Annotated in this window: 23 protein-coding genes; 9 read left to right on the plus strand and 14 right to left on the minus strand. The window is 45.3% G+C overall.

What is annotated here, in order from left to right; translation table 11 throughout:
- Positions 1-4: 4 nt before the first annotated feature.
- Together rpmF and yceD are read right to left on the minus strand one after the other, a co-directional pair.
- Positions 5-169, minus strand: coding sequence for a 50S ribosomal protein L32 (gene rpmF, locus H595_RS0104870; RefSeq protein ID WP_008223049.1), 165 nt, complete (start codon positions 167-169; stop codon positions 5-7).
- Positions 170-185: 16 nt separating this feature from the next.
- The gene (gene yceD, locus H595_RS0104875; RefSeq protein WP_240474826.1) at positions 186-788 is read right to left on the minus strand and encodes a 23S rRNA accumulation protein YceD; all 603 of its coding nucleotides are present in this window, start codon (positions 786-788) and stop codon (positions 186-188) included.
- Between the two features lie 55 nt (positions 789-843).
- Between yceD and H595_RS0104880 the strand changes: the two genes are divergently transcribed.
- A complete protein-coding gene (locus H595_RS0104880; protein WP_027670190.1) occupies positions 844-1,443 on the plus strand; it encodes a Maf family protein in 600 nt (199 codons plus the stop codon).
- 12 nt (positions 1,444-1,455) lie between these two features.
- On the opposite strand, the gene H595_RS0104885 is transcribed toward H595_RS0104880, so the two are convergent.
- Both H595_RS0104885 and rluC read right to left on the minus strand, forming a co-directional pair.
- Positions 1,456-2,115, minus strand: a complete 660-nt coding sequence (locus H595_RS0104885; protein ID WP_027670191.1) for an HAD family hydrolase — start codon at positions 2,113-2,115, stop codon at positions 1,456-1,458.
- Positions 2,116-2,119: 4 nt separating this feature from the next.
- Complete coding sequence (gene rluC / locus H595_RS0104890) at positions 2,120-3,073, minus strand: 23S rRNA pseudouridine(955/2504/2580) synthase RluC (protein WP_027670192.1); 954 nt, start codon at positions 3,071-3,073, stop codon at positions 2,120-2,122.
- Between the two features lie 499 nt (positions 3,074-3,572).
- Between rluC and rne the strand changes: the two genes are divergently transcribed.
- Entirely contained in the window at positions 3,573-6,749 is a 3,177-nt protein-coding gene (rne, locus tag H595_RS0104900; protein ID WP_027670194.1) for a ribonuclease E, read from the plus strand.
- 99 nt (positions 6,750-6,848) lie between these two features.
- Here rne and H595_RS0104905 read toward each other — a convergent pair whose 3' ends face one another.
- Positions 6,849-8,006 carry a DcaP family trimeric outer membrane transporter gene (locus tag H595_RS0104905; protein WP_027670195.1) on the minus strand — a complete coding sequence of 386 codons (1,158 nt, stop codon included), beginning with the start codon at positions 8,004-8,006 and terminating at the stop codon, positions 6,849-6,851.
- Between the two features lie 254 nt (positions 8,007-8,260).
- Between H595_RS0104905 and acs the strand changes: the two genes are divergently transcribed.
- Together acs and H595_RS0104915 are read left to right on the plus strand one after the other, a co-directional pair.
- Positions 8,261-10,225, plus strand: a complete 1,965-nt coding sequence (gene acs / locus H595_RS0104910; protein ID WP_027670196.1) for an acetate--CoA ligase — start codon at positions 8,261-8,263, stop codon at positions 10,223-10,225.
- Positions 10,226-10,344: 119 nt separating this feature from the next.
- On the plus strand, positions 10,345-11,022 hold the full coding sequence (locus H595_RS0104915) for a LuxR C-terminal-related transcriptional regulator (RefSeq protein WP_027670197.1): 678 nt from the start codon (positions 10,345-10,347) through the stop codon (positions 11,020-11,022).
- Between the two features lie 46 nt (positions 11,023-11,068).
- Here the strand turns inward: H595_RS0104915 and H595_RS0104920 are convergent, their stop codons facing one another.
- On the minus strand, positions 11,069-14,620 hold the full coding sequence (locus H595_RS0104920; protein WP_027670198.1) for a PAS domain-containing hybrid sensor histidine kinase/response regulator: 3,552 nt from the start codon (positions 14,618-14,620) through the stop codon (positions 11,069-11,071).
- A gap of 162 nt (positions 14,621-14,782) precedes the next feature.
- On the opposite strand from H595_RS0104920, the gene H595_RS0104925 reads away from it, so the two are divergent.
- The 5 genes from H595_RS0104925 to H595_RS0104945 all read left to right on the plus strand — a co-directional run bounded on the left by H595_RS0104925 (position 14,783) and on the right by H595_RS0104945 (position 19,983).
- Complete coding sequence (locus H595_RS0104925; RefSeq protein WP_027670199.1) at positions 14,783-15,046, plus strand: DUF4212 domain-containing protein; 264 nt, start codon at positions 14,783-14,785, stop codon at positions 15,044-15,046.
- A 7-nt stretch (positions 15,047-15,053) separates the two neighbouring features.
- Entirely contained in the window at positions 15,054-16,838 is a 1,785-nt protein-coding gene (locus H595_RS0104930; RefSeq protein ID WP_027670200.1) for a sodium:solute symporter family protein, read from the plus strand.
- Positions 16,839-16,932: 94 nt separating this feature from the next.
- Positions 16,933-17,451: a hypothetical protein gene (locus H595_RS0104935; protein ID WP_027670201.1), complete on the plus strand. Its 519-nt coding sequence runs from the start codon at positions 16,933-16,935 to the stop codon at positions 17,449-17,451.
- Positions 17,452-17,493: 42 nt separating this feature from the next.
- Complete coding sequence (locus H595_RS0104940) at positions 17,494-19,320, plus strand: DUF294 nucleotidyltransferase-like domain-containing protein (protein ID WP_027670202.1); 1,827 nt, start codon at positions 17,494-17,496, stop codon at positions 19,318-19,320.
- The gene (locus H595_RS0104945; protein ID WP_027670203.1) at positions 19,321-19,983 is read left to right on the plus strand and encodes an exonuclease domain-containing protein; all 663 of its coding nucleotides are present in this window, start codon (positions 19,321-19,323) and stop codon (positions 19,981-19,983) included.
- 4 nt (positions 19,984-19,987) lie between these two features.
- Here the strand turns inward: H595_RS0104945 and H595_RS0104950 are convergent, their stop codons facing one another.
- The 8 genes from H595_RS0104950 to H595_RS0104990 all read right to left on the minus strand — a co-directional run.
- Positions 19,988-20,305 carry a hypothetical protein gene (locus H595_RS0104950; RefSeq protein ID WP_027670204.1) on the minus strand — a complete coding sequence of 106 codons (318 nt, stop codon included), beginning with the start codon at positions 20,303-20,305 and terminating at the stop codon, positions 19,988-19,990.
- Between the two features lie 102 nt (positions 20,306-20,407).
- Complete coding sequence (locus H595_RS0104955) at positions 20,408-20,974, minus strand: sugar O-acetyltransferase (protein WP_027670205.1); 567 nt, start codon at positions 20,972-20,974, stop codon at positions 20,408-20,410.
- A 141-nt stretch (positions 20,975-21,115) separates the two neighbouring features.
- Complete coding sequence (locus tag H595_RS0104960; protein WP_240474827.1) at positions 21,116-21,592, minus strand: GNAT family N-acetyltransferase; 477 nt, start codon at positions 21,590-21,592, stop codon at positions 21,116-21,118.
- A gap of 50 nt (positions 21,593-21,642) precedes the next feature.
- Positions 21,643-21,912 (minus strand): hypothetical protein, encoded by a 270-nt coding sequence (locus H595_RS0104965; RefSeq protein ID WP_027670207.1) that lies wholly within the window; start codon positions 21,910-21,912, stop codon positions 21,643-21,645.
- 180 nt (positions 21,913-22,092) lie between these two features.
- Complete coding sequence (locus H595_RS0104970; protein ID WP_027670208.1) at positions 22,093-23,109, minus strand: S41 family peptidase; 1,017 nt, start codon at positions 23,107-23,109, stop codon at positions 22,093-22,095.
- 102 nt (positions 23,110-23,211) lie between these two features.
- Positions 23,212-23,958 carry an alpha/beta hydrolase gene (locus H595_RS0104975; protein WP_027670209.1) on the minus strand — a complete coding sequence of 249 codons (747 nt, stop codon included), beginning with the start codon at positions 23,956-23,958 and terminating at the stop codon, positions 23,212-23,214.
- Positions 23,959-24,060: 102 nt separating this feature from the next.
- The gene (locus H595_RS0104980; protein WP_027670210.1) at positions 24,061-24,405 is read right to left on the minus strand and encodes a 5-carboxymethyl-2-hydroxymuconate Delta-isomerase; all 345 of its coding nucleotides are present in this window, start codon (positions 24,403-24,405) and stop codon (positions 24,061-24,063) included.
- 529 nt (positions 24,406-24,934) lie between these two features.
- Positions 24,935-25,167 (minus strand): ATP-binding protein (locus tag H595_RS0104990; protein ID WP_027670212.1); only part of this gene is annotated, 233 nt, incomplete at its 5' end.

Genomic DNA, 25,167 nt, shown 5'->3' on the forward strand with positions numbered 1-25,167 from the left:
AGACTTATTTTACTTTACGGCCTTTGTAGTAACCATCGGCAGTAATATGGTGACGACGGTGCGTTTCACCAGTAGTAGAATCAACTGACAGCGTAGGGCCAGTTAATGCATCGTGTGAACGACGCATGTCGCGGCGTGCACGTGATTTTTTGTTTTGCTGAACAGCCATGGTATTTCTCCTAAACTCACTTTTTCTTTAATTCTGCCAGTACAGCGAAAGGATTGGGTTTTTCCGGTTCTGGGCCTATATCACCAAAGCTCATCGATGCTGAACTAACGGCGCAAGCCGCTTCGTCGTGCATTGGGAACAAAGGTAAAGCCAGAATCAGCTCATCTTCCACTAACTGCCGTAAATTTATTTCGCCGTGTTCGTTTTTATCGATCACGTCGTAACGCTCAGGAATTAACTCCAAAGCAGCGTCATCATCCGGTTTAACCGGAGTGTATGCAAAATTGCAGTCCAGCGACACTGTCATGGCTTCGCCACAACGTTCGCAGGTTACACTCACTTCGCAAGAAGCGCTACCCTGTATTACAGTTAGGCCTTGCTGGTCAGTACCGCATTCAACTCGTACCGCGACTTCACCCTGCGGGTTAAGCAGACTGTCAGTTAACCGGGTTAAGGTTACGAGTGGTACAAAACCTTCGTAATCAGAGCGTTTTTGCGCTGCTTTAACCGGATCTATAGTAACGGGCATTTTTACTTTTTGCATAAGGCGCGCATCATATAGAAGCGCCCCCTTGCTGTCAAAGGGTTCTGGCAGATTTTTGTCGTTTTTCTCGCGCATTTTTTCCATTCTGTTTATAGTGCGTCACACTTTTGAATTTTAAGGTGATTTAACAATGGCCACGCGTTCTTATCCAACGATATATCTGGCATCGACCTCGGTGTATCGCCAACAACTTTTAGCCAAACTCATCCCAGAATTTAACACACTAAAACCTGACGTCGACGAAACCCCGCTAATCGGTGAAAACGCTGAGCAGCTGGTAAAACGTTTAGCACTGGCAAAAGCACAGGCTGTTGCCCAAGGATTGTCTGAAGGGCTTGTTATTGGTTCAGATCAGGTCGCCGTATTTAATTGCGATATTATCGGCAAACCACACAGCGTTGGCAATGCTGTAGCACAGCTAACGCGTTTTAGTGGTCAAAGCGTAACCTTTTTAACCGGCTTAGCCCTGGTAAATGCACAAAGTGGAAATGCTCAAGTTATTGTTGAGCCATTTAATGTCTGTTTCAGAGACTTATCTGACGCTGAAATAAAAGCGTATATCGAGAAAGAGCAACCTCTTGATTGTGCCGGCAGCTTTAAAAGCGAAGGCTTAGGCATTAGTCTATTTAACAGATTAAGCGGCGATGACCCCAATAGCCTGGTTGGTTTGCCGCTTATAAAGCTAAATCAGTTGTTACTGAATGAAGATGTTAATGTGCTACTCAAATAATGTATTGCAGAGTTAAAGCACCTGCAGCAATTGAGGGATAGAATCGATAATGGCCTTAGGTGCATACTGACTTAATACGTCGCGGTCATGCACTCCATGAGTAACACCTACTCGCGGCATAGCTATTGCCTGTGCCATTTTCATATCGTGGCTGGTATCGCCCACCATCACTGCATGCTGTGCTTTAATATCCAACTCCAGCAAAATTTGTTGCAACATATCTGGATGCGGCTTAGATTGCGCTTCATCAGCACAGCGACTGGTATCAAAGTATTTCTCCAGTCCAGTCTCATCAAACATACGCACTAACCCTCTGCGCGCCTTGCCCGTGGCAACCGCCAATTTGATATTTTGGGCTTTTAGTTGCTGCAATACCTGCTCAACACCGGCAAACAGCGGCGTGGGTGTGGTGTCATGCATAACATAATAATCACGATAATAATCAAACAATTGCTGACGTTGCGTATTCCCAATGCCCGGAAACAACACATCAAATGCCGGGTCAAGGCTTAAGCCAATAATCTGCTTTACCGCAAACGCACTGGGCACAACTAAATTCGTCTGTTTAGCCGCAGCTTGCATAGATGACACAATACGGCCAATAGAATCCATTACCGTACCGTCCCAGTCAAATACCACCAAAGATACCTGTTCTTGTACATCATTCTGCATCGCGCTATTTTCTCGTTAATTTGGCAAGTGCTTGCTCTAACACCGGGTCTAAAGGCGCTTCTATCCGCATGGTTGTTTCCGTATTAGGGTGCATAAAACTTAACGTTTTTGCGTGCAAGAACAACCTGTTTAAACCTATTTGCTGCATCTGGGCGGTAAAGGTGTTGTCACCATATTTGTCATCACAAGCAATAGCATGACCTTTACACGCAGTATGAACGCGGATTTGGTGAGTACGGCCAGTTACCGGAAAGGCTTCAACTAATGTGCCTTGCTGATATCGCTGCAATATACGGAAGCGTGTTTCTGACGGCTTGCCTTCTGCTTCGTCTACCCTAACAACCCGCTCTCCGGATTGTAGAGTATTCTTTTTAAGCGGTTCAGTAACTTTACGCACTTTATTATCCCAGTCACCTGCTACCAATGCCCAGTATTTTTTCTCTACCGTTTTATTACGCAACTGCTCGTGCAAATGTGTCAGCACCGATCGTTTTTTCGCAATCATTAAGCACCCAGAGGTGTCACGGTCTAATCGATGAACTAATTCTAAATGCTTAGCCAAAGGCCTGAGCGCTCTTAATGCTTCTATCACACCAAACTGCAAACCACTACCGCCATGCACTGCCATGCCTGAAGGTTTGTTAAGTACAATCAAGTCGTTATCTTCAAACAGTATGTGCTGTTCCAGATTCTTGACCATTGAAAGCTTAACCGAAATAGGTTCGCCAGCAGCGGCAACAGTTAAAGGAGGAATACGCACAACGTCAGAGTGCTGTAACTTATATTCAGGTTTGATGCGTTTTTTGTTTACTCGCACCTCTCCCTTTCGCAAAACCCGATAAATAACACTTTTTGGTACACCTTTGAGCCGCGCCAGCAGAAAATTGTCTATCCGCTGACCAATAAAATCAGGTTCTATTTCAATTATTTGCACAGGTAACTTGATTTCATCAGTCATGGGTTTTGAATACTCTGCTAATATTAGATTTCAGTTGCTATCGGCTGCTTATTAGTGGGATAATCATCCCGCTAATTATGCCAAAAATGGCAATTAGGGCGCTCAAAGTGACGTAAGAGAATTTGTGCGGCAGCGCTTGGGGGAGTGATCATACCGAAATCGTGGTGAAAACCAACGTTTTTTATACCCCTAACGTAAACCAATCGCCATTTGCCTGAGATAATGTTGCGTAATTTATTATCAACAACGGCAAAACATGAATTCCGGTCAACCAGAGCAATAAAAGATATTGCTATAACGCAGCGCTGCAAAGCGGTGTGTTTCAGATCCAAAAACGAAAACAGCATACATGGTACAGAGGCCGCTAGCCCGTATTGTGACAATTTGATTTCATTCAGACATTCCAGTCGTGAGACTGCACCCATTAGTGTTTGATTACGTCTGAACACGCATATGCCCGTTGGGTTGCGTTGTGGCTGCAAAATGTGAGTCACTAATAATGAAAAGAATGTTAATTAACGCCACGCAGGAAGAAGAAATCCGCGTAGCACTGGTTGATGGCCAGAAACTGTATGACCTGGATATTGAAAGCCCTGGCCACGAACAAAAAAAAGCCAACATTTACAAAGGTAAAATCACTCGGGTTGAACCCAGCCTGGAAGCGGCTTTTGTCGACTACGGCGCTGACCGTCATGGATTTTTACCGTTAAAAGAAATTTCCCGCGAGTACTTCCCTTCTGGCTACAGCTTCGACGGTCGACCTAATATCAAAGAAGTGGTAAAAGAAGGCCAGGAAGTTATTATCCAGATTGATAAAGAAGAACGCGGTCAAAAAGGTGCAGCGTTAACCACTTTTATCAGCCTGGCGGGTTCTTATTTGGTTTTAATGCCAAATAATCCGCGTGCTGGCGGTATTTCACGCCGTATCGAAGGCGACGAACGTCAAGAATTAAAAGACTCTTTAGGCCAATTACAAATGCCTGATGGTATGGGTTTAATTGTCCGTACAGCGGGTGTTGGTAAATCGTTTGAAGAATTAGACTACGATTTAAAGGCATTATTAAAACACTGGTCAGCCATTACTGAAGAAGCACAAAAACGCTCATCTCCGTTCTTAATTCACCAGGAAAGCAATGTTGTATTCCGAGCGATCCGAGATTACCTACGCCGTGACGTTGGTGAAATATTAATCGACAATCCACGGGTTTTCGAAGAAGCCAAGATATATATTCAGCAGTTCCGCCCAGATTTTGCACATCGCGTTAAGCTGTATCAGGGCGAAGTACCGCTGTTTATGCATTTCCAGATTGAAACTCAAATTGAATCTGCGTTTCGTCGCGAAGTGCGTTTACCCTCAGGCGGTTCTATCGTTATAGACAGCACTGAAGCCTTAACCGCTATTGATATCAACTCATCTAAATCTACCAAAGGTGGCGATATTGAAGAAACCGCCTTTAATACCAATTTAGAAGCTGCCGACGAAATCGCCCGTCAGTTACGCCTGCGTGACTTAGGCGGTTTAATTGTCATCGATTTTATCGACATGACACCTGTTCGCCATCAACGCGAAGTAGAAAATCGTTTAAAAGATGCCGTCAAACATGACCGTGCCCGGGTGCAAATTGGCCGTATTTCACGCTTTGGCTTGCTGGAAATGTCGCGCCAACGTTTACGCCCATCTTTAGGTGACTCGGCGACACATGTTTGTCCTCGTTGTCATGGTCGTGGCACGATTCGTAGTACAGAGTCTTCAGCATTATCAATTCTGCGTTTAATTGAAGAAGAATCGATCAAAGACAATACCAGTCAAATACATGCTCAGGTACCCGTGTCGGTTGCAACCTATCTGATGAACGAAAAACGTGAAGCCGTGCGTCGTATCGAAAAGCGTCAAGGTATCCGTGTATTCGTTATTCCAAACGAGCATTTGGAAACGCCTAATCATGAAGTTATCCGCATTCGTATAGACGAAGAAATTGACGACGCTAGCTACAATATGGTGAAAGCCCCAGAGCTAACACGTAGTTTATATCAACCGACATCGGATGCTGTTAAAGAAAAGCCGGCCATTTCTGCCATAAATATTGCAGATAGCAGTGCACCTCGTCCCGCCGCCAAACCGGAACCGGTAACCGAACAAAGCCCTGGCTTATTTGCCGCTATTGGTAATTGGTTTGGTAAGTTATTTGCTCCGGCAGAAGAAAATGCGACGGCCAAACCCTCAATTAAACAAGGTGAGCGTTCAGGCACGCGCTCTGGTAGTCGTGAAACAAGCCGTGACGGCAATCGCGAAAATCGCGATAACAGCCGTCGTCGCAATAAGCCGCGTCGTCGTAACGAAAACGAAGATAAGGTAGCAAACGTTCAAAAAGATGAAACAGTACAAACAAAGCCTGAACGTCAGCCGCGCCCAGCACAAGAGCCGCGCACTCCTCGCCCAGCACATGAAGCGAAGAAGCCTGTAGAGCGTGCACCTGTGGCAAAAGATCACGACGATGATACTGCGCCACAACGTGTAACAGAACGCCGTCAGCGTCGCAATATGCGCAAATCTGTACGTATGGACAAGCCTGTAACTGCAACCGTTGAAACAACGGCAATGCCTGTAATTTCTGAAGCCGTAGCGCCTGCAGCACCAATAGCAGAAATTACCACGCCAGCACCAGCACCAGCACAACCAGAGACTACAGCTGCGCCTTTAACTGCTGCGGAACCCGTTGTTGCAAAGAAAGTTGTAACTGAAACTGCGGTTGCGGATACGGCGGATATTGCTGATAGTAATTCAAGTGCAGCAACAGAGACAACAGACGAGCAGGATGGTACTGAGCCTCGTAGCCGTAATCGCCGGTCACCACGTCACCTTCGCGCTGCGGGTCAAAAACGTAAAAAAGATCATGACCAAGCCGATGAAACGGCACAGAGCACTGATACTGCAAGCGCAGAAACAAGCGAAAAAGTAACAGTCACCAGCACTGAGCCAACTGCGGTTGAAGCTACTGAGCAGCAAGCAGATAAGGTTCCTGCACCAAAAGTTGTTGCAAAAGAAACAGTATCTAATGACGTTCAGCCAGTTGAGGCCTCAGAAACCATTGATGCTAAGCCCACAGAAGCAGAGCTTACAGACAAGCCGAAAAGTCGCAGCCGTCGTAAGCCTGCTGTGAAAAAAGTAGATAAAGCCGTAACAGAAGCTACTGACGCTGATGAGTCTGCACCCATTGTCAGCGTAGAAACTAACGTCACTGCCGCTGATGCAGCTGAAGTAGTGGTAAAAACAGCTGATAAAGCTGTGGTAGCGACTGCGGAATCAGTAAAGCCAACTGAAGCTGTAATTAAAGTTGAAGCAGAACCCGTTGTTGCTGAAAAACCAGCAGTACCAGCGCCAGTTGCAGCTGAAGAAACAAGTGCCCCTACAGTAAGCGCACCTGCAGTTAAAGTTGAAGCTGTTGCCAAAGCTCAGGCAAGTGCTAAACCAGCTGGCAGTCGTTATGCACAGATGGTTGTTGCTACGATGACTAAACCCGAAACGGTAGAGAATGCTGACACAGCGCCTGCTGCATCGGTTGCGATGCCTGCAACAGAGCGTCCGGTTGTTGCTAGTTCTGAGCGTCCGGCGGGTTCAGCCTTTGCTCGTCAAGCAGTATCAGCACCAATGACTAAACCTAAAGCCAGTGAATAATCTGCTTTAGGAAGTTAAAAAAGCCAGACAGTGTCTGGCTTTTTTATTATGTACTAACTGAAATAATCGTATTTATGTAAAAGGTTTATCTAACTCAGACTAAAAATCGTATTTAGCACTGAACTGAATGCGGTTCATATCGCCATCTAAGCCGGTTTCAACCTCGCGGTTAGCGAACTTATATTCAACACCAAACATCAACTTCTTCGCCGCTTGGTAAAGTAAGTTTGTCGTCCAGCTACTGGTGGTTTTTGTTACAGAGCTTCCTGTAAGCGCGGTATCATTATCAACACTCAGCATGGAATAAACTAAACTACTACGCCATTGGCTGTTCCAGTTATGCTTATACGCTACTGCAAAAGCGGTAGAATCAATGGCTTCTAATTCATTCTGTGCATCGAGCACTGCACCATTAACCGCATTTAAACCAATATAACGCCCCACACCAGAGCCGGTTGTTGCGGTCAGACGAATGTCATCATTATTGCCAAGTAGAATTTTCGCTGTTGCGCTTACGCCAAAGGCTGATGTCGTCGTATCTATAGTAGCTGTTTCATATGCTAACTGTCGTACTAATGCTGACACAGACCAGGTCCCCCAATCTGCTTTTTGGCCGTATTTAAATACTAAATCAGGCATAGCATTGTCGTCGGTAGTAATGCGGGCACCACCACCAAAAGGAGTAACTGTTGTTTCAGGGTTTTCAATGGCCACTTGAAAATTGCCACTTGTGTAGCGAATTTGAGCCTGGCGGGCAAAGGGCATTGCATCAGTATTACCGATAAAATCTAATGTATCTGGCAACGCATTAAGATCCATAAAAGTGGACCATGACTGTCCAAATAACCAACCATCATACGTAATGAAAGCCTGACGTAAGCGTGGTGAATAACTATTTGTAATACGTTCGTCACCACCTGCTGTCGCCATAAAATCTAACTCAATATGACCACCAATGGTTTTACCGTTTTCTAGCTTAGTACTGGTTTTAAAGAAGAAACGGGATTGACGTGCGTGAAAGTCAAAGGTACCACCTTCGTCTGCTCCACCAACCGGTGTCAGGCTGGGAATGTAAAAGTCACGGCCAATGCCGGTTGCTATTTGACCATCTGAACTATCAGTGTACATTGCATCCAGCTTGACATAGCCACCAAAGGTTACGTCAGTATCGCCAATGTTAAAGCCTGTCGCCTGGGCACTGCCTGTTGCCATAACAATACAGGCTGCGAGATAAGATAATGTTGTTATTTTTTTCATTCGCCGTCTCTCCATCTTTGTTCTTTTAATGGTAATTTTTTTGCGTTTCAACTTTGGTTCACGCTTGTAATCTGCGCAATTAGCCTTTAGTCGCAAATAAGCCACCGCTGCTATCCATAACAACCCGCGTAAGTATGTTTATTAAGGCGGGGCAACACACTGAATTATTCGCTAGACTAAGGTCTAATTCCAATTGCCTTGCGGCTTGTATAGAAAGGCAGTATTAAAATTTTAAGTTTAGTTTAGGGGAAGTTATGTCACATCAATCAGTCTATCCGGTTCCGGCCAGCGCAGCACAGCGTTCGCATCTAACCAACGAGCAATATATGCAAATGTATCAGCAGTCGGTAAGTTCACCTGATAGTTTCTGGGCCGAACATGGCAAACGGCTACACTGGTTTACCCCATTCACTAACGTAAAACAAACCAGTTTCGTCAGCGGTAAAGTAAATATTAACTGGTTTAACGATGGTGTATTAAATGCCAGTTATAACTGCCTTGACCGTCATTTGCCCGAACGGGCAGATCAAGTGGCGTATTTTTGGGAAGGTGACTCACCTGATGTGCAAAAATCACTAACCTACGCTCAGCTTCATCAACAAGTATGTCAGTTAGCCAATGGCATGAAAGCCTTGGATGTTACCAAAGGCGACAAAGTAACCATTTATCTACCGATGATCCCCGAAGCCACCGTCGCATTACTCGCCTGTGCTCGCATTGGTGCCGTGCATTCGGTAGTTTTTGCCGGATTTTCTCCGGATGCTTTAGGTAGTCGAATTGTTGATTGTGACTCCAAGCTGGTTATCACAGCTGATCAGTCCTTACGTGGCAGCCGGGTAACAAACCTGAAAGACAACACAGACATGGCGTTGGCGCATTTGGGGGATAACTCACCGGTACAACATGTGATTGTAGTCAAGCATGTTGGCAAAAATGTTGATATGAATGCCGGTAAGGATGGCAGAGATGTCTGGTATCACGACTTATTGAGTAAGCAAAGCAGTGACTGTCCTGCAGAGCCTATGAAAGCAGAAGATCCGCTGTTTATTTTATACACATCCGGTTCTACGGGTAAACCCAAAGGCGTGTTACATACTACCGGTGGCTATATGGTGTGGGCATCGATGACACATCAGTATGTATTTGACTACCACGAAGGTGACATTTACTGGTGCGCCGCAGATATAGGCTGGGTAACCGGTCATACGTATATCGTATATGGGCCACTAGCAAACGGTGCTTCCAGTGTTTTATTTGAAGGGGTGCCTAATTACCCCAGCGTTAAACGCATGGCACAGATAGTTGACAAGTATAAAGTGAATATCCTTTACACAGCGCCAACGGCTATAAGAGCCTTAATGGCGCACGGCGATGCACCGGTTGACGGATGCAGTTTGTCTTCGTTGCAAACTCTGGGTAGTGTGGGTGAACCTATAAATCCTGAGGCCTGGAGCTGGTATCACGAGAAATTTGGTAAAGGCAACTGCCCTATTGTCGATACCTGGTGGCAAACAGAAACCGGAGGCATTCTCATCACCCCATTGCCAGGCTGTACCGCATTAAAACCAGGCTCGGCAACACGGCCTTTCTTTGGGGTTAAGCCCGCCATTGTAGATAACGAAGGTAACGAATTAAACGGCGAATGCGAAGGCAACCTGGTGATTAAAGACAGCTGGCCAGGACAAATGCGAACCGTATATGGTGATCACGAGCGCTTTGAGCAAACTTATTTCAGTACTTATCCAGGCATGTACTTTACCGGTGATGGCGCCAAACGTGATGCTGATGGCTATTACTGGTTAACCGGCCGGGTTGATGATGTATTGAATATTTCTGGTCACCGTTTAGGCACTGCTGAAATTGAAAGCTGCCTGGTAGCACATGATGCTGTGGCAGAAGCAGCGGTGGTTGGCTATCCACATGATATTAAAGGCCAGGGGATCTACGTTTACGTTACGCCAAGAGTGGGTGTTGAACCCAGCGCAGAGCTGACCAAAGCCCTACGTGACTGGGTACGGGAAGAAATATCCCCTATTGCCGCTCCGGATTTGATCCAATGGGCGCCAACCGGCCTGCCTAAAACACGTTCAGGTAAAATTATGCGACGTATATTACGTAAAATTGCAGCTAACGAGCATGATCAATTAGGCGACATTTCTACTCTGGCCGATCCCTCTGTTGTAGAAACACTGGTAAATAACCGTTTGAATCGTAAGTAAGCAAACTAAAAGTGTACGCTTGACACAGCGCTCTACGAGACGCAGTATAAAGGCCGCATATAGCGGCCTTTTGTTTATAAATGACATAATAATTACAATTCCCTTCGCCGGAGGACAAGATGGCAAAACTGATCGTCGCAGACGACCACCCATTGTTTCGCAATGCGCTGATAAATGCCATCAGCAGCACTTTTGCTACCAAAGCAACCATTGAAACAGATAGCTTTGACAGCACCTGTACTGCCCTTGAGCAACACCCTGATACGGATTTACTGTTATTAGACTTGCATATGCCCGGCAACTGCGGATTTTTAGGCTTAATACAATTACGAAAAAACTTTCCCAGCTTACCTATAGTCGTTATATCTGCCAGTGAAGAGCTGGACGTTATTCGTCGTGTTATGGCATTTGGCGCGTCGGCGTATGTGCCAAAGTCAGCAAACCCATCGGATATCAGCGCGGCGCTTAATGCCGTTATGGATGGCGAACTCTGGGTACCCGCAGCACTGAAAAAACAGGTGCTAGATCACCATAATGCCGAAGCTGAGGATGATTTAGATTTAGCCGCTAAGGTGGCACAGCTGACGCATCAACAATATAAAGTTTTGTACTACCTAACCGAAGGCTGGCTAAATAAACAAATAGCCTACGATTTACATATTTCTGAAGCCACCGTTAAAGCGCATATTACGGCCATATTTCGGAAACTGGGTGTCACCAACCGCACTCAAGTGGTTATTCAAGCACAGCGTTTAACACTGGAACCACCTGTTAATAAAGCAATGGCGCAGCACTAGCAATCAATACTGCTGCATTAACACCAGAACTGGGTATTTAAACATATTATTCGGCACTACCCGCGCGCTTGAGCATTTTTAAATGATTTAAACTGGCTCTGAGCGCCGCGGATTTAATAGGTTTAGCCAAAAACATCAGTCCATGCTGCTTTGCTTTTAGCGCTAAGCCCGCCTCGGGTGAAGCCGATACTAAGATACCGTTTACATTACCCCAAATTAGTTTGATACGAGCATAAAGCTGCAAGCCGTCCAAATGCTGGCCCAATTGATAATCTATTAACAATGCATCCGGTGCCGGATGGCTTCGTGCGTATTCCAACAAACTGTCCTCATCATAAAAACAGGCGACATTTTCAATTTGCCATTGCTGAAGCAGTATTGACAGCGCCGACAAGTTTGCCTCGTCATCGTCCACACACACCACAGACAACCCCTGTACCGGGCGCTGTATAGCACTATTTGGCAGTGGCAGCTCTGTGCGAGCTTTAGTCGCGACCAAAGGTAACTGAATACTGAACATGCTGCCTTTGCCTGGCCAGGACGCCACCTTAAGTGTATGTCCCAGCAATTTTGCCATACGATTAACCACTCCGAGCCCCAGCCCTACCCCTTGCTGGCCTTTGGCTGTGGCGTCAATGCGATAAAAGTCTTCAAATATGCGTAGTAAATCAGGTTCGGCTATGCCAGGCCCGCTATCCCATACCTGGATCAGTAACTGGTCACCACGTTTACGCCCGCCCACTAAAATACGTCCCTGTTTGGTATATTTTATGGCGTTTGACAACATATTTTGTAAAATCCGCCGTAAATATGTCGGGTCGGTCTGCACCTGATAATCCGCCTTGCGCACAATAAGTTCTAAACCTTTTTGTTTTGCTAGCAAGCTATACTCATCTGCAAGTTGCGACAACAGCTCTTTTAACGCTACGGTTTGCACATCCGGGGTTAGCTTGCCATCATCAAGCTTAGCAATCTGCAGTAAGGTCGAAATAAGTTCTTCTGAGGCTTTTAGGGAGTTATCCAACTGCCCCACGATATGTTGCTGCTGCTGGGCATCTTTACTGCCCGCCAGGGCTGCTGTAAACAAGCGTGCAGCATTCAATGGCTGCAAAATATCATGGCTGGCCAGTGCCAGAAAGCGTGTTTTTGACGCATTCGCCACTTCGGCTTCCGCTTTTGCTTGTAAAAGTTGTTGTTCGGTTTCTCGACGCCGTTTTACTTCAGATAGTAATTCATGATTAATCTCAGATATGGTTTGGGTGCGCTCGTGAACCCGCTCTTCCAGGTGCTGCTTAGCCTCTGCCAGCCCCTGTACCGCTTTAACGTGATCAGATATATCGGTAAAACTGGTAACAAAACCACCACCTGGTATCGGGTTTCCGCGCATTTCAATCACCTTACCATCCGGCCTAACCCGCTGGAATACATGCGCAGTACCATTTTGCATATGGCCAATGCGTTTTTCGACATGCTCATCAGCCGTACCCGGCCCGCATAAGCCACGCTCCGCGTTAAAACGCACAATGTCGGCTATTGGCCGGCCAACACGTACCATCGCTTCCGGGTAATCAAACATGTCTAGATAAGAGCGATTCCACGCTACCAGATTAAGATCACGGTCTACAACACTGACGCCCTGGCTTAAATGCTCTAAGGTTGAAAACAAAATTTTACGCGAGAACTGAATGGCCTGTGTTGTATCATCAAATAAGGTAACAACGTCTTCAAACGCCAGTTGGCGGCCTTCTAGCACAGCATTCACCATCGCTGAGGCTGACGATGCACCAATTACCCCCGCCAGTTCTCTTTCAACATGCTCAACCAAGCCAACACTGGGAAAGTCATCCAGCTGCAAGCCAACCTGCTGGCGACGGCCATACTCTTGTAAACATTCTGCAGCACGATTAGCACCGACAAAACGCTCGAGCAAAATTTTTAAATCGGTATTACGAATACGTATTCTTCTGGCGGGCGTATCCTGATGGTTAACCGGCAAATTGGGTTTTACAAAAGCCACCGCCTGTAACCGATCTTGCAAATTCACTTGTGTCGCTAACGAGCCGATAATATAAAACAGCAGGTTAAACCCTAACGAAAACAACACACCATGGCTCAAACTATCCAGTTCAGTGCCAAACAGCGCTGTCGGCACCAGTATCGACCAACCAAATAAACCGGTTTGCATAATGTCACTGTCAATGGCGCCTGTGCTGACCAGCTGCGGTAACATCAAGGTATAAAACCACAACACAAAACCAATGCACATGCCCAGATAAACGCCCCAGGCATTACCACGACGCCAATACAAACCGCCTATTACGGCAGGCGCCAGCTGGATCACCAAGGCAAAGGCTAACAGGCCGGTTTCGGCCAGTTCATAGTTACGGGCAAACACCCTGTAATACAAGTATGACAGTGCCATTACCAGAATAATCATGCTACGGCGCACCAGCAATATCAGCAGGCTGTAGTCATGTGGTAAGCCTTGTTTTTTACTGCTGCGCAATAAACTAGGCATAATTACGTCATTACTGATCATAGTTGAGAGTGCCAGTGTCGCGATAATAATCATCGAAGTGGCAGCAGAAAACCCACCAATAAAAACTAATACGCTTAAGGTGTTCCAACCCGACTGTGCGGGGATCAACAAGACAAAACTGTCAGCAGAGTTAAGTGCTTGCGGAAAAAGCTGCATACCGCCAATCGCAATAGGAATAACCACAATCGTGACCAAAAACAAATACAGCGAAAACCAGCGTCTGGCGTGCCGTAAATGGTGATGCGATACATTTTCAACAAAGGCCACATGAAACTGCCTTGGCAGTAAAAATACCGCTACCATGGCTAATACGGTTTTGGTTATAAACTCAAGTACATCAAATTCACTATTTTGTTGCTGCGCCATGGCGTGACTGGCAAAACGCGAAAAAATATCGCTACTTTCACCCAGCACAAAAACATAAACGGCTAACCCAAGTGTTAACAACGCAAAAAGTTTAACAACCGACTCAAACGCTATGGCGACCATCACGCCACGGCTTTGTTCAGTAAGGTGTAACTTACGAGTACCAAATAAAATGGCAAAAAATGCCATCGCAACAGTGCTTAAAAACGCACTATCCTGCCACCAATTAGACGCTTCATCAGTAAAATCGCCTCCCAGTAAAACCTGGTAGGAACTGGATACCGCTTTGAGCTGCAGCGAAATATAGGGTACAACCACTACTAAACAAATTAATGAGGCCCGTAGGGCAATGTTTTTGCGCTTGCCATAACGGGAAGAAATAAAGTCTGCAACTGAGGTAACGTTTTGTTTTTTAGATACATAAAGCAACTTAAACAAAAAGGGTTGCGCAAATACAAACAGCAGTACCGGCCCAAGATAAATAGGTATGTAGTCCCACCCCTGCGTCACCGCCGTGCCTACGGCACCGTAATATGTCCAGGAGGTACAGTAAACCGCCAGGGCCAAACTATAAATCAGCCCCCCATACTTTCGTATTAGTTTATCGTCAGCGTGACGCTCGCCCCAGTTGGCAATGAGGAACAAACCACCAACATATACCAATGCCAATACGGCAACTACCCAAGCGGCCACGGCGCTCTCCTGTTGTTTTTCTTATGCTGTACTTTTGGCCTAACACAAGGCACAAGTCAATTAGCCACGCACCGGCTTCGACTAAAGTCGGGCTTTAACTTGTGTTAACTACTGCTAGATTAACTTTGCAAGATAAAAATAACAAAGGAAAGGAGTGTATTTATGACTGAGCACGATAGCAATGCTGCAGCATATTGGTCAGCGAATCTTCGCCTGATCGTAGGTTGCCTCATCGTCTGGGCTTTGGTGTCATACGGCGGGGGGATTTTATTTCGACCTCTACTGGCTGGCATCAGTGTAGGCGGTACCGATCTTGGCTTCTGGTTCGCACAACAGGGGTCCATTTTAACCTTTATCGTTTTAATCTTCTTCTATGCTTGGAGAATGAATACGCTCGATAAAGAATTTGGCCTGAACGAGGAGTAAGTTCGTCATGAGTCAATTTGCAATTAATTTGATTTTTGTGGGCGGCTCTTTTGCGTTGTATATTGCGATTGCGATATGGGCGCGGGCCGGCTCAACCAAAGAATTTTACGTTGCCGGTGGCGGCGTAAATCCGGTAATGAATGGTATGGCAACCGCTGCTGACTGGATGTCAGCGGCGTCTTTTATTTCAATGGCTGGCCTTATAGCTGCTGGTGGTTACGCTAACTCGACCTTTTTAATGGGCTGGACCGGCGGTTACGTGTTACTAGCAATGCTACTGGCGCCTTATCTACGCAAGTTTGGCAAGTTTACTGTACCCGAGTTTATTGGTGACCGGTTTTACAGTAAAAATGCCCGTTTTGTCGCCGTTGCCTGTTTAATCATTGCCTCGGTAACCTACGTTATCGGTCAAATGACAGGCGCAGGTGTTGCCTTCTCCCGCTTTTTGGAAGTTGAAAGCGATACCGGCCTTATTATTGCTGCGGTCATCGTGTTTTTATACGCGGTTATGGGTGGTATGAAAGGCATTACCTACACTCAGGTTGCGCAGTATGTGGTACTGATTATTGCTTATACCATTCCGGCAGTGTTTATTTCACTGCAACTTACCGGTAACTTTTTACCTCCGCTGGGTTTGTTCTCTGAACATATTGAATCGGGTATGCCACTACTGCAAAAACTGGATATGGTGGTACGTGATCTGGGCTTTACCGACTACACCGGTGATGTATCGAATAAGCTGAACATGGTGCTATTTACCTTATCACTGATGATTGGTACTGCAGGCCTGCCACACGTTATTATTCGTTTCTTTACCGTTCCTAAGGTATCAGATGCACGTTGGTCAGCAGGCTGGGCTCTGGTATTTATCGCGCTGTTGTATTTAACCGCTCCAGCTGTAGCTTCAATGGCACGGTTAAACCTTTTAACCACTATCTATCCTGCTGGCACTACAGCTGATGCTATCGAGTATGCCCAGCGTCCAGATTGGATTAAAAACTGGGAAACCACAGGCCTTATTAAATTTGATGATAAGAACAGCGATGGCCGTATTCAGCTTTACAATGACAAGTCAGAGTCATTTAAGCAAACGGCAACTGAGCGTGGTTGGAATGGTAATGAGTTAACAGTAAACAACGACATTCTGGTACTGGCAAACCCTGAAATTGCCAACTTACCAGGCTGGGTAATCGGCTTAATTGCTGCCGGTGGTTTGGCTGCAGCGCTATCTACTGCAGCAGGTTTATTACTGGCGATTTCATCAGCGGTAAGTCATGACTTAATTAAAGGGTCCATTAATCCCAATATCAGTGAAAAAGGTGAATTGCGTGCCGCTCGTATCTCAATGGCAGTGGCCATTGTTATTGCGACCTGGTTAGGGATGAATCCGCCCGGCTTTGCAGCACAAACGGTAGCTCTCGCCTTTGGTATCGCCGCAGCGTCAATATTCCCGGCGCTGATGATGGGTATCTTCTCCAAACGCGTTAACAACAAAGGTGCTATAGCGGGGATGTTAGCCGGTTTACTATCTACCGTGCTGTATATCTTCTTGTACTTAGGTTGGTTCTTTATCCCAGGTACAGCAACATTTGCCAATACTCCGGATAACTGGTTGTTTGGTTCAATGGGCTACGGAATATCGCCACTGTCGTTTGGTGCTATAGGTGCAATGATTAACTTTGCCGTTGCTTTTGCGGTATCGTCTGCCACTGAAGCGCCACCAAAACACATCCAGGAATTGGTTGAAAGTGTGCGTTACCCCAAAGGTGCCGGTGCTGCTACAGACCACTAAGCATCAAACACCTACTTGCTTTACATGCTAAAGCAAGACCACAATAATGAGACGGGCTTTCACGGTGAAAGCCCGTCCTTTTCAGGAAAACACTATGCTTTGGGAACTGATTGCAACGGTATTCGCAGGCCTTGGCGCCGCAGGTATTGCACTGTTACTGAGAAAACTCAGCAGCAACCGCGCACCACGTTGGTTAATTCCGGTGTTTGCCGGTGCGGCTATGCTTGGCTTTCAAATTCAAGGTGAATATAGCTGGTATCAATACCAAGCGTCACGCCTGCCCGCTGGCGTGGTTGTGGTTAAAGCCATCGAACAAAAAGCGGCCTGGCGTCCCTGGAGTTACTTATACCCGCAAACATTGCGCTTTATTGCTGCAGATGTGGCTAACGCGTCAGCCAATACACAAAACCCAGACGTAAAATTAGTTGATTTGTATTTTTTTGAACGTCGGGCGATGGCACGACGGGTGCCAGTAGTTTTGCATTGTGGCCAGATGGCACGCGCAGATTTTACAGAACAGCTGGATATTCCAATAGGTTCAGCTCCGTTGAGTGCTCAGTGGCAATCGCTCAGCGCAGATGATGCATTAATAACCGCCGTTTGCACTGGGTAAGCGGCTTAACGAGAATTCAATTTCGGTGTAACCGGAGCCAGAATGGAAGTTGCTGACGTTATTCATTTTCTTGCACAGACTACCCCGTTTAACCAACTAAGCGAGGCAAACCTTGGGCAATTTTCCAGCCACATTAATGTGGTGTATTGCAAAGCGCGGGATAAGGTGCAGGTTAACAGTGACCGGTTGCTTATTGTTCGCACCGGAATTTTTGCGTTGTATAGTGATCAACAGAAACTGTTAACCAAACTGCAAGCTGGCGACTTTTATGGCTATCAGCAACTCCTAACCCGTTTAACTGACAACGACACTTTAAGATGTGAAGAAGACGGCCTGGTTTATTGGCTGGATGCTGAAGCATTTCACCAATGTCGTTATCAGTATAAAAATGTTGATATTTTTTTTCAGCGTCTGTTTAGCCGACGTTTGCATCAATACCGTGAACAACAGCAAGGCTCGCGTTTTACGCTTAAAATTAGCGATGTTGTGCAGCAGCGTAAAGTCGCGATACGGCCAGAGCAAAGCGTACAAGACGCAGCCAAATTGATGTCAGACCATCGGGTGTCATCGTTATTAGTTGAAGAGCAAGATAAGCTGGTTGGCATTATCACCGACCGCGACTTACGTAACCGTGTGCTCGCGTTGGGGTTACCGGCCAGTACCCAGGTTAACCATGTAATGACACGGCAACCACACAGTATTGATTTTCATGCTTATTTATATGAAGCCGTGCAACAGATGAGCCAACACAATGTGCACCACTTACCAGTAATGGCGCAAGGTATTTGCTGCGGTATGCTAAGTGCCACCGACATCATACGAAGCCAACAGGATCATCCGGTGTATCTTATCGGCGAGATCCATCGACAGCCTGACGTTGATGGATTAGAACGCTGCAGCCAGCAAATTGCTACGCTTGCTATCACATTAAATAAGCAACAGGTACCCGCCCACGAAGCGGGCCACATAATTACAACTATTACCGACGCCCTAACGCAGCGACTAATTTACCTGGCTCAACAAAAATTAGGTGAAGCTCCCTGCATATTTAGCTGGCTGGCCTTTGGCTCGCAAGCCAGAATGGACCAAAGTTTAAACGCAGATCAGGACAATGCACTGCTATTGGAGAAAGAACCCACAGGCGCCGTTGCCGAGTATTTTTCTGAGCTGGCTGAATTTGTCTGTAAGGGCTTAGCGCAATGCGGTGTGACTTTATGTCCGGGTAATATCATGGCAACCAATCCTGAGCTACGGTTAAGCTTAAAAGGCTGGTCGGGGCGTTTTGCCCGTTGGATAGCCACGCCCACACCAGAAGCACTGCTCAAAGCCAGTATCTTTTTTGACTTACGTGTTATTGATGGCAGCAAAGGCTTGTTTAACGCCTTACAGCAGGACATTTTACAACGTACGGCAAAAGCTCCCTTGTTTTTGTACCATCTGGCACAAGCTGCTTTGCAGCGCACTGCACCACTTGGCTTTTTTAAAAACTTTATTCTGGAAGCAGACGGAAAACATAAAAAAGGCCTGGATTTAAAAAAACGCGGTATCAGCTTACTTACCGATCTGGTGCGCGTTTATGCACTGTCAGCCGGGATCACAGAGGTGAATACACGGCGCCGGTTACAACAATTGGCCGAAAAAGGTGTAATAGACAGTAAAGACAGCCTGAACATCAACGATGCCTTTGATTTACTGGCGCAACTGCGCTGGGAGAAGCATCAGCACGACCTGCAACAAGGCCACGATGTGACAAATTTACTCGACCCAATGGACGTCTCCGGCCTGGCACGCCATCAGCTTAAAGACAGCTTTGCCGTAATTAATGATGCACAAAGCAGCCTGAAACACCGCTTTTGTCGGGACATGTAAATGTTTAACTGGTTGTTTCGTCAAAACACAGCAATCAATGCTGTGGTTAATCGCTTTATTAGTCAGCCGTTTCCGGCGGCGACCACCTTGGTTGAGCACAGCCCGTTTTTAGTGTTGGATTTAGAGTTAACCGGCCTTAATCCGCGTAAAGATCATATTGTCAGCATTGGCTGGGTACCAATACACCAACAAGAAATTGTCTTAGCGCAAGCACGACATTATCTGATTAATAGCCCGGTAAGTGTGGGGCAAAGTGCCATTTATCATGGCTTGCACGACAGAGAGCTTAAATCAGCGCACGACATAGCCGATATTCTTACAGAGCTGTTAAACCAGTATGCCGGTTATGTGTTTGTTGCCCACCATAGCAAAATGGATGAGCAATTTTTGCGCTTTGCCTGTCAACGCTGTTTTGGTAAGGCGCCGCGGTTTAAATTTATTGATACCATGCAAATAGAATGGCAACGCTTACTGCGTCAGGGCAAAGTGGTAAAACATGATGCGTTAAAACTGCCAAGCTGCCTGCAACGCCATGGTTTGCCGCCAATGGCAAACCATCACGCGCTGGAAGATGCGTACAGTTGCGCGCTGCTGCTGCTTAGCCAACTTAAACTGGGTGGAAACGCAATGACACTGGGCGATTTGTATCTGCTATCGCGTTAACGTATCAAATACGGCCCTGCTGCTTGCGATGTATCGCCGATACCTTCCCACCGGTTAACATAATACTAAGCAAATAATCACCGCCAATATCACCGGTAAGCCTGTAAGACCAAGTTTCTATCGTTTCGCCTTTTACCGGCTTGCCGCTACCAACACCAAGGGTTTCTATATCTTTAAATAGCGGCTCACCGGCCAGTGATATCAGTTCGATGCGTGACATACCGCATTTAAGTAACTTGCCATCACTTAACCTGAAACCACAGGCATTCGCTTGCGATGCCACGAGTAAGACTACTGCAATAACACTATGAGAGAATTTCATTGTTAGGTACCTATAATCCGATTCTGCGCCGATTATAGTTACAGGCTAGTGCTGAATACCAGATTAACACCAAATAATTACATTAAATTTACTTGGATAATATCAATCAACCGCATTTATGGCTTTAATTACTTTACATGGATTGCCACCAGCCAGTACCCCCGTCGGCACATCTTTAGTGACCACACTACCTGCAGCTATAACGCTGCCATCAGCTATGGTTACGCCGGGTAAAATCACGGCACCACCGCCAATCCACACATCATTGCCAATGGTTACCGGCAAAGCCTGCTCCAGCAAAGTGCGTCGTTTTAAGGCATCCAGGGGATGGTTTACAGTATAAATTTGCACTGCCGGGCCAAAAAACACGTTGCTGCCAATAACTACTGGCGCCACATCCAGCACCACACAGTTAAAATTAAAAAATACCTTGCTGCCGGTTCTAATGTTGTAGCCATAATCACAATAAAATGGTGGCTCAACGTAAAAATGCTTTCCCGTGTTAGGTAACCACTGTTTTACCACCGCCCTGCGCGTTGCTTCATCTTCAGGCGAACTATGGTTAAACTGATGCTGCAACTTGCGCGATGCAAGGCGCTCGGCACTTAGCGCTTTATCAAGCGGGTTATACCACTGCCCGCTAAGCATCTTGTGTTTTTCTGAGGGCATAAAGACGTACTTTTATTGTTTACTTTCGGGTTAAGGGTAACAGAATGCGGCACTTTAGCTGGTAGATTTTTAATATGCTATACGAAAGACAAAGCACAAACACCATATAGAATAATGCCATGTTACCGGCAACATTGTTTGCTAGCTAACAGCTCGGCTCATGTAATAAAACCGCTCATCTTCGCGAGTTATATTAAAACCTTGCCGTTTATACAAATTAACTGCTGGACTATGTTTAAACACTCTAAGCAGCACCTGAACGCTCTGCACTTTGGCTAGTCGGTTTGCCTCTGCAAGTGCGTAAGCACCAATACCTCTATTCTGGTAGTTTTGATCGACTTGCAAATCTCGCAGGTAAGCCCCTTCACTGTCGAAGGACAATCTAATAACCCCTACAGGCTCACCTGCAAGCAAAATATCTAGGTTGACCAGTGCTTGTGTCATTTTTTCAATCTGTGCTTCATCCCACTCAACGGAATATTGCTCGTAATAGGGTCTCATATTCGTCAGAGTATAACGTGCAGCTTTAGCCAAATCCTTTACGGGCCTAAATGTAATCACGAAGATCGCCTCATATACGCTCTCTTGTTCATATCCGTTTTCTGTAACTCCATGCACAACTTAATCCAAGTCTAGCGGCTGCAGGCACCAACAGGCACGCTTTATTATTACAGTATGTATCTTGCCAAGATCTCAGTTACTGCGGCTACCCAACCAAAGCATAAGGCAATGAAAATATTAAATTTCATTGTGGCATCCCAGTCTTCCCAAAACCTGCCTTTAAACAGTGAGTACCAATCTGCTGTTGCCACAAATCTGATGGTTTCAGCCAGATCTTCATAATTCTCGCCGAAAAAAACCTTAGCCAGTGTTTTGTAAACAGGGAAACTAAGAATGCCGACGATGATCAATGCTATAGGGTGATCAAGAAATTCCATTTATTACTCCGGCAGAAAAATAACATCTGCCATAAACAGCCGTGAGACACAAAGCACCGCGACCGAAAAGCGCGAATTTAATGGCTGTATTACATATTTTGTCATCTCAGGCTCCAAGCAAAGCACGATGTTTCAAGCTATGGTATTTTAATGCCATTTGGAGGCTATGAGCAGCGGCCTTTATTGATACAACGTCATAGTCAACTCTTCAATTTTTTTCTCTATTTCATGCTTTGCGGCAACGCTCGATTCTGTTTTTATTAGTGTGTTAAGCGCCGTGTAGTATGCAAGATCAAAGGCACTTTGTGCTGATGTAACTAAATCAGGTTGTACACCAACCCATTCCCAATTAGTTTTCGTTACCGGATTTATTGCTTTCCCATAGGGAATACCCGCAATAAACCCGTTGCTAAGGTCTATAAAACGCATTGGATGAGCACCGCCAGCTGTCACCTCACCAACAATTACCGCTCGCTTTAAACTTTGTAAACTATAAGCAAAATCTTCCGCAGCTGAAAATGTTTTACTACTCGTTAATATGAAAATAGGTATATCGGCAATTTTTTTGCCTTTAACCTTTCTGAAGGTCCAAAACTCATCAACTTGGTCAGAATAACGCCAATAAATACTGTTCAAATGCGTCCTGTTTTTGAATAGGTAGCTACTAAGTAACTGAGACATCTCGGGATGCCCGCCACCATTATTGCGAACATCGAATATTATCGCGTTCACCTCAGACACCATCGCCATCACTTTAGCTACACGCGAGGTTGAATCATCGTTTACTTTATCAAAGCCCCAAAAATCAATATAACCCACGTTACCAGTTAAAATTTCAACCTTATTAAAACCTGAATTTTTGCGTTCAAGCCTGTCCCAATAACTTTCTAACGGTTGTTTCGTCGCTGCTTCTTTTTTTGCTTGCCACGAAAAGCTAAAGTGCTTATCAAATTTTTTTAATTTTATATCAATAACATCAGCAAAATCTTGATGACTAAAAGCCTGCTGCAGTGTTTCAGCCGAAGATAAGGTTTCTAATGAACTCAATATTGCTGGAATCTGTTCCTCAAGAACATACTGCTCTGAAATTTCATGTTTTAGCTTGTTTATAACCTCTAGTCTCTCTGAGACCAAGTCAATGTCTTCAGCAACCGTTACACTCGATATTAACAAAACACAGACTAACAATTTATACATTAGGTATTTCCTGAATCATGTAACGCTCAAGGCCGCTACTAAAACTCGCGAGTATACATCATCGTCTCAGGCAGAAACAACGGCCTTCAATAGAGTTAATTGTTAAGCTTTATACGAACTATTACATTTACCAGATAAAAACCCCAGCAAAGCATTTGTTATTGAAGTTTTAAGCCAATCAGGGCCAAAATCTGTCATCTCGTTATGTTTGGAATTTGCGATCTGCACAATACACGCATTGAGCATCGTTTTTTCTCGATCTGTATACAACACCGCTTCATCCGCCGGATAATCACTACCGCGAATAGAAAAAACATTGGGCACTTCCCCCCTGGGTAATGGAACCCGCCGATGATCCAAGGTTATTAGTGTCTCAACAAAATCCACACCTTCATTAATCAACCAACTGGAAATATCACCGCCATTCGAATGACCAACTAAGGTTAATCTATTGAAATCAAAGTCAGAAAATTCTGACTGCAACTTGCTGCGAACAAACTTTACGGTTTCAGCGCCCCGTTTCCAGTTTTCACTTCGTTCAGTATAAAGGTTACCTGTAACAGCAAGTGCGGGATCGCCTGGCAATTCATGCTGAATAGCAACAACGAGATAGCCAGCTTTATTCAAGATAACTGAAATAAATGAATATTTATCGAAAGCCACGCCATAACCAGAACTTAGAACAGCAACAGGGCATCGATTTTCAACATTACAGACCGACGCATCCAGCGGGAAGCTAACGTGAATGGGAATGTCTCTTTGCCTGTCAGGATCTGTAACAACACGATACTCAGATGCAAGCGCAGGACTAACCCAAATGATGAATAAAAGCAGTAATTTAAAATACATATCTAAAATCTTAACGTCCAAATATGGCGTGTAAAACGGCGTCGCTGTTGAAGTCCTGGCCACAAACTGGCCGAATGAAACGGCGCGGTTTAGCAATGCTTATTAAAGCATACCCCGGTTACAATAAGTCGCTTTTTCAAACTCACTGATATTCATAGCAATATTTGGCACATGCGGAAACAGTGCAACTAATTTCTCAACAACCGAATGTGATAACTGTGCTCGCTGCTCAATTGTGCGACCTTGCATAATGCTCGAAAAAACGTGAATGAAAAGCTCACGTTTCCCTCCCACTATATACTTGCTATAAGGATTTACACGGACCTTAATATCTCCGCTATCAAACAAATCAGATGCAACAGCAACCAAGTAAATTTGCTCAGCTATATATTCTTCAGCGTGACATTCTAATATTTCAACTGCGCAATCAACTATAAAATGTGGCATTTATCTTCCTGTATTCATTGAATTGTTTACGCCTTTAAAGCGCACGCTGTTAAGCGCTGCTTGAATAAATTTATTATGCGCCTTCATGGGGCACGAATAAGGAAAGTACACATGCAATAAAAAATAGTACCCAACCAGATATTTTGAAGAACCGTCCAACGGCTTTATACCTATGCTCATTATCCCTCTGGTCGTAGTGATCTATAACAACTGAAATCATTACTATTGAAGCACAGATGAACGCCGCATATACCATAATGGCATTTTCATCGTAGAAATGTATGCCGCGACTGCGCTTTCCAGGAATATAGATATCATTGACCATTAGCCCGTAAGTGCCATAGATCAAAAGAAAAAAAGATGCAGCAATGTTGAATATCCGATCGCTAAACGGAATGAAGTTCGGCACGTACTTTCTAAGCAATCGCTCACCCGTGGCAGTAAACTTTGAATTGTCAACGGCAATCCAATTTTGACCCACTTACCGCTTAAAACGGTAATCTAAATTTGACCCACCCCTGGCTTCTTTTCAACTTAACGTACTTTCTGCTGCCGGTATGACACCCGCTGTTCTTTTGCCTTTTAACCTATAACTATTTCCGCTGATTTGTACGATATGCGCATGATGTAACAGCCTGTCCAGCAATGCCGCAGTTAAGGTTTGATCATCAGCGAATGCCGTTGACCATTGCGAGAATGGCAGGTTACTGGTCACAATAACACTGCCTTGTTCATAGCGTTTCGCTATCACGTTAAAGAACA

This window comes from Rheinheimera baltica DSM 14885 (assembly GCF_000425345.1).
In the GTDB taxonomy this organism is placed as follows: domain Bacteria; phylum Pseudomonadota; class Gammaproteobacteria; order Enterobacterales; family Alteromonadaceae; genus Alishewanella; species Alishewanella baltica.

Excerpts from the sequence above, each read along its gene's own strand:
- H595_RS0104925 (WP_027670199.1), top strand. The coding sequence starts at position 14,783 with ATGACTGAGCACGATAGCAATGCTGCAGCATATTGGTCAGCGAATCTT.
- H595_RS0104880 (WP_027670190.1), top strand. The coding sequence starts at position 844 with ATGGCCACGCGTTCTTATCCAACGATATATCTGGCATCGACCTCGGTG.
- H595_RS0104980 (WP_027670210.1), bottom strand. The coding sequence starts at position 24,405 with ATGCCACATTTTATAGTTGATTGCGCAGTTGAAATATTAGAATGTCAC.
- rluC (WP_027670192.1), bottom strand. The coding sequence starts at position 3,073 with ATGACTGATGAAATCAAGTTACCTGTGCAAATAATTGAAATAGAACCT.
- acs (WP_027670196.1), top strand. The coding sequence starts at position 8,261 with ATGTCACATCAATCAGTCTATCCGGTTCCGGCCAGCGCAGCACAGCGT.
- H595_RS0104935 (WP_027670201.1), top strand. The coding sequence starts at position 16,933 with ATGCTTTGGGAACTGATTGCAACGGTATTCGCAGGCCTTGGCGCCGCA.
- rne (WP_027670194.1), top strand. The coding sequence starts at position 3,573 with ATGAAAAGAATGTTAATTAACGCCACGCAGGAAGAAGAAATCCGCGTA.
- H595_RS0104915 (WP_027670197.1), top strand. The coding sequence starts at position 10,345 with ATGGCAAAACTGATCGTCGCAGACGACCACCCATTGTTTCGCAATGCG.
- H595_RS0104905 (WP_027670195.1), bottom strand. The coding sequence starts at position 8,006 with ATGAAAAAAATAACAACATTATCTTATCTCGCAGCCTGTATTGTTATG.
- H595_RS0104930 (WP_027670200.1), top strand. The coding sequence starts at position 15,054 with ATGAGTCAATTTGCAATTAATTTGATTTTTGTGGGCGGCTCTTTTGCG.
- rpmF (WP_008223049.1), bottom strand. The coding sequence starts at position 169 with ATGGCTGTTCAGCAAAACAAAAAATCACGTGCACGCCGCGACATGCGT.
- H595_RS0104970 (WP_027670208.1), bottom strand. The coding sequence starts at position 23,109 with ATGTATAAATTGTTAGTCTGTGTTTTGTTAATATCGAGTGTAACGGTT.
- H595_RS0104955 (WP_027670205.1), bottom strand. The coding sequence starts at position 20,974 with ATGCCCTCAGAAAAACACAAGATGCTTAGCGGGCAGTGGTATAACCCG.
- H595_RS0104940 (WP_027670202.1), top strand. The coding sequence starts at position 17,494 with ATGGAAGTTGCTGACGTTATTCATTTTCTTGCACAGACTACCCCGTTT.
- yceD (WP_240474826.1), bottom strand. The coding sequence starts at position 788 with ATGCGCGAGAAAAACGACAAAAATCTGCCAGAACCCTTTGACAGCAAG.
- H595_RS0104945 (WP_027670203.1), top strand. The coding sequence starts at position 19,321 with ATGTTTAACTGGTTGTTTCGTCAAAACACAGCAATCAATGCTGTGGTT.
- H595_RS0104885 (WP_027670191.1), bottom strand. The coding sequence starts at position 2,115 with ATGCAGAATGATGTACAAGAACAGGTATCTTTGGTGGTATTTGACTGG.
- H595_RS0104975 (WP_027670209.1), bottom strand. The coding sequence starts at position 23,958 with ATGTATTTTAAATTACTGCTTTTATTCATCATTTGGGTTAGTCCTGCG.
- H595_RS0104950 (WP_027670204.1), bottom strand. The coding sequence starts at position 20,305 with ATGAAATTCTCTCATAGTGTTATTGCAGTAGTCTTACTCGTGGCATCG.
- H595_RS0104965 (WP_027670207.1), bottom strand. The coding sequence starts at position 21,912 with ATGGAATTTCTTGATCACCCTATAGCATTGATCATCGTCGGCATTCTT.